We start from the raw sequence: 3,148 nt of genomic DNA, 5'->3' as shown, positions 1-3,148 counted from the left end.
CCCCCGCCTCCCCCACCCGGGTCAGCTACCAGTCGATCGGCCGGCGCTGCAACGCCGTCGAGCAGCGCCTGCTGTGCGCGCTGCGCCGCGTGGCCGACCCCGCGACCCGCGACGACGCCGTCGCCCTGCTGGGCGGCCTTGGCCTGGATGCCGATGGCATCGGCGCCTTCACTACGTTGGTGCCGCTGCTGCGCACCGGCCACGCGCCGATCGAGCTGCTGCAACCCGGCTCACCGTTCATTGGCGCCACCGAACTGGACCTGCTGGCCTGTGTGCGTCGGCTGTCGCAATGGCGCCATCCGCGCCCGCGTGCACACCACGACGGCGATGCCACGGTGGCGCTGCGCGACCAGCTGGCGCAGTGTGCCCAGGCCGCACGCCAGGCCGACCTTGGCCTGCGCCTGACCACGCTGTCACCGGTGGGCCTGCGCCTGCTCGATCCGGCGGCATGGGTGCGTGGCTGACCGGCACGGATGTGCCTCCAACGCGGTCAACGCGCCTCGGGCAGCCGGCCTTCCACCACGCGGTTGCGCCCGGCGCGCTTGGCCTCGTACAACGCGGCATCGGTCGCGGCCAGCAACGCGCTGGGGTCGGCCGACGCGATCAGTGCCACGTGCGCCACCCCGATGCTGATGGTGACACCCACGCTGCCGACCGGCTCTGTGGTGGCCAGGCGTAACCGCTCCACCGCCAGGCGCATGGTCTCGGCCAGGGCCAGCGCGCCGTCGCGGGTGGTGCCTGACACCACCACCGCAAACTCCTCGCCGCCGTAGCGGGCCACCACGTCGCTGCCACGGGTGGCGCATCCCGACAGTGCGGTGGCCACGGCACGCAGGCAGGCGTCGCCCAGCGGGTGGCCGAAGCGGTCGTTGAATTCCTTGAAATGGTCGATGTCCACCATCAGCAGCGCCATGCCCTGGCCACTGCGTCGCGCACGGCTCCACTCGCTCTGCAGCACCTGGTCGAACTGACGGCGGTTGGCCACACCGGTCAGTGCATCCACCCGCGCCAGCACGTCAAGCTGGTCCTGGCGCTCCATCGCCCGCACCTGCATCACCACCCCGCGCAGGCCCGAGCCCAGCGTGGCCAACGCGAAACCGACCACCGCCAGGTGCGGGTGTGACCTCACCATCAAGGCCGACACCACGAGCAGTGCCGCCGGCAGGATCAACGGGCTGCCGGCACGCACGGCCAGGGCCAGGCGGCGCGGCGTGTCCATGGCCACCGCATCACCACGGCGCAGCGCCAGGCACGCCAGCAGCAGGAACGGGAGGTCGATGACCAGATCGACCAGCCCCCCGTAGTTGGCCTCGGTGGCGACGTGGTTGATGTAGGCGGCCACGCCCATGTACACCCACGCGAAGGCGGCGAGAGCGCGGAAGAAGATGCGCCGCGATGCATCCTCGCTGGCCAGGTAACGCACCAGCGCGAAGGCGGCGATGAACAGGTTTTCGATGTCGAACATCAGCCGCAGGCTGTTGACGCCCTGCTCGGGGGCATCGCTCATCGTGGCGAACGAGAAGGTGTGCACGAAGAACAGGTAGCCCAGCAGCAGCGCCAGCGCGCCGTCGATGACCACCAGGTACCACGGCTCATGGCGCGGATGGGCCATCGCGAACGTCAACGGCACCCCGTACAGCACGTACAACAGCATGCTCACCCCGGGGGTGGTATCGGGCGCGCCCAGGCCGATGTCCTGGTACATGTTCAGCGCCATGCCACCAGCCCACAGCAACATGCCGACACTCAAGGCCAGCCACCCCACCCGCGCTTCGCTGTGCAGCATCCGCCACGCGCAGGCCAGGGCCGCCAGCACCGGCGCACCGATCAGGAACGAAAACGACACCGCCTGCGCATGGCCCGGCAACAGCACCAGGGCCAATCCGTGGCACACGATGTACAACGCCGCCAACACAGCTGCCATGCCATCCCCGCCCGGATGCGATGTGGTCCCACGATACCGCCTTTGCGGTGCACCCGGTGCAGCGGTACGCATCGCTTCACAGCCTCTGCACACGCCCGGCGGCGGTGCTGCGCTCAGCTGCGCGTCAGCGTTTTCACGACAGCCGTGCACACCGCTGCGGCATGGTGCAGGTGAGCCTGCCCTGGAGTATTCAATGCCGTTGCGCCCCACTGCCCCTGTTTCGCTGCTGGTGCTGGCCCTTGCCAGCGCTACGCCCGCATTTGCCCAGCAACCGGCTGCCCTGCCGGCACCGGTTGCCGAAAGCAGCACACCCGCCACTGGCCCGCGTTCTGACCTGCACGCGCAGGTGCTGCTGGATCGTGCGCATTTCTCGCCCGGCCAGATCGATGGCCTGACCGGCTCCAACCAGAAGCGCGCGGTGGCCGGCTTCCAGGCCGCTCGCGGCCTCAAGGTGACCGGCGAGCTTGACGATGCCACCTGGCAGGCACTACAGCCGGACGCCACCCCGGTGCTGGCGCGCTACACGCTCACCGCCGAGGACGTGGCCGGCCCGTTCGCGCCGATTCCGAAGAAGCCGGCCGAGCAGGCCAAACTGAAGGCCCTTGGTTACGCATCGGTGGAGGAAGCGCTGGGCGAGCGCTTCCACGCGTCGCCGGAGCTGCTGCGCGCACTCAACCCCGGCGTGGACCTGACCAAGGCCGGCAGCGAGATCCAGGTGCCCAACATCGCACCGGGCACGTTGCCCAAGGCCGCCAAACTGGTGATCGACAAATCCGATTCCACGCTGCGCATGTACGACGCGCAGGGCAAGGTCTACGCACAGTTCCCGGTGTCGTCGGGCAGCAAGCACGACCCGCTGCCGATCGGTAAGTGGAAGATCCTGGGCATCTCGCGCGATCCGACCTTCCACTACAACCCCAAGCTGTTCTGGGATGCCAGCAAGAAGGAAAGCAAGGCGCTGCTGCCGCCGGGTCCGAACAACCCGGTGGGCCGGGTCTGGATCGACATCTCCAAGCCGCACTACGGCCTGCACGGCACGCCCGAGCCGGGCCACGTGGGCAAGACCGAATCGCACGGCTGCGTGCGCATGACCAACTGGGACGCGCTGCAGGTGGCTGACGCGGTGGACGCATCGGTGCCGGTGGTGATGCAGGAGTAACCGGATGAAACTGACCAAGCTGCTGGCGCTGGGACTGGTGGTCGGGATCGCCGGCTGGTGGTGGC

Annotated in this window: 3 protein-coding genes; 2 read left to right on the top strand and 1 reads right to left on the bottom strand. The window is 69.1% G+C overall.

Annotation, left to right across the window (positions count from 1 at the left end; all coding sequences use genetic code 11):
- A partial coding sequence (locus DBR34_RS11495; protein WP_258223833.1) for a hypothetical protein occupies positions 1–464 on the top strand: 464 nt, incomplete at its 5' end.
- A 26-nt stretch (positions 465–490) separates the two neighbouring features.
- Here DBR34_RS11495 and DBR34_RS11490 read toward each other — a convergent pair.
- On the bottom strand, positions 491–1,924 hold the full coding sequence (locus DBR34_RS11490) for a GGDEF domain-containing protein (protein ID WP_128096893.1): 1,434 nt from the start codon (positions 1,922–1,924) through the stop codon (positions 491–493).
- A 193-nt stretch (positions 1,925–2,117) separates the two neighbouring features.
- On the opposite strand from DBR34_RS11490, the gene DBR34_RS11485 reads away from it, so the two are divergent.
- The gene (locus DBR34_RS11485) at positions 2,118–3,083 is read left to right on the top strand and encodes a L,D-transpeptidase (protein WP_128096892.1); all 966 of its coding nucleotides are present in this window, start codon (positions 2,118–2,120) and stop codon (positions 3,081–3,083) included.
- Positions 3,084–3,148: the final 65 nt, after the last annotated feature.

The sequence above is a fragment of the Stenotrophomonas sp. HMWF003 genome (assembly GCF_003061285.1).
Taxonomy (GTDB): domain Bacteria; phylum Pseudomonadota; class Gammaproteobacteria; order Xanthomonadales; family Xanthomonadaceae; genus Stenotrophomonas; species Stenotrophomonas maltophilia_AP.
Note: the sequence above shows the minus strand (reverse complement) of the source record. Positions and strands in the feature narration are given on the sequence as shown.

Bases quoted from the DNA above. Each gene is read 5' to 3' on its own strand.
- DBR34_RS11485 (WP_128096892.1), top strand. From the start codon at position 2,118: ATGCCGTTGCGCCCCACTGCCCCTGTTTCGCTGCTGGTGCTGGCCCTT.
- DBR34_RS11490 (WP_128096893.1), bottom strand. From the start codon at position 1,924: ATGGCAGCTGTGTTGGCGGCGTTGTACATCGTGTGCCACGGATTGGCC.